Source organism: Vibrio sp. D173a, assembly GCF_030248475.1.
Genome location: NZ_JAHGAH010001072.1, coordinates 1 through 682, shown reverse-complemented (window position 1 = coordinate 682; position 682 = coordinate 1). Strand labels below are relative to the sequence as shown.

General features: G+C 43.3%; 2 protein-coding genes. One reads left to right on the top strand and one right to left on the bottom strand.

From position 1 onward, the window contains the following. A partial coding sequence (locus tag KIV40_RS31365) for an endoribonuclease YicC domain-containing protein (protein ID WP_155483837.1) occupies positions 1 to 77 on the top strand: 77 nt, incomplete at its 5' end. A gap of 52 nt (positions 78 to 129) precedes the next feature. On the opposite strand, the gene KIV40_RS31360 is transcribed toward KIV40_RS31365, so the two are convergent. After that, a complete protein-coding gene (locus KIV40_RS31360; protein WP_285353206.1) occupies positions 130 to 624 on the bottom strand; it encodes a hypothetical protein in 495 nt (164 codons plus the stop codon). Positions 625 to 682: the final 58 nt, after the last annotated feature.

Below are 682 nucleotides of genomic sequence, written 5' to 3'. Positions count from 1 at the left end.
CTGACATCACCGCATCTGGTGTAGAACTCAAGGTTCTTATCGAGCAGATGCGTGAACAGATCCAAAACATTGAATAATCTATTAGGCTTCCACCTAACATGATTCGAAAATAGCTCCTGATCTCAGGGGCTATTTTTTATAGCAAGTATAGTTCCTCTCTTCTGCATGCCCTTTGCTAAACAAGAACAGATGCTCATCTTGCACTTTGTACATCAATTCAATTTTAGCTCTCACCAAGGCATCCATATCACGCACAAGGCTGCCACTATCTACAGGCTTTAAATCCCAATCGATATGATGGTAGGCAACCGATAGTAGACCGTTTTCAGCGGTGTAATCCGCTTCAAAGTAGACTTCATAAGGTTTGGTGCCCTCAGCCGCTGTTTTAAAGTGACCCTTTTGAAAAATCAGCAAGGTTTTATCTGAGGTGAACTCTAAGATAGAGCGATCAGCGATCTCTTGATAACCGCTATAGCCTTTTGTGACAAACCCCTCATCGAGTTGTACACATGCCCAGCGCGTACCCGCCAAATGTTGCTGATCAAACTTCCATTGATACAGCCCGATAGCGATAACACTGACTAAAAGTGCGATATTGAAAGCGATGATTGTTTTTAACCGCATATAGCTCTCGCCCTCTTAATGGCTTTTACGACTGTCTGTGGAATCTGCTCGATTGTCA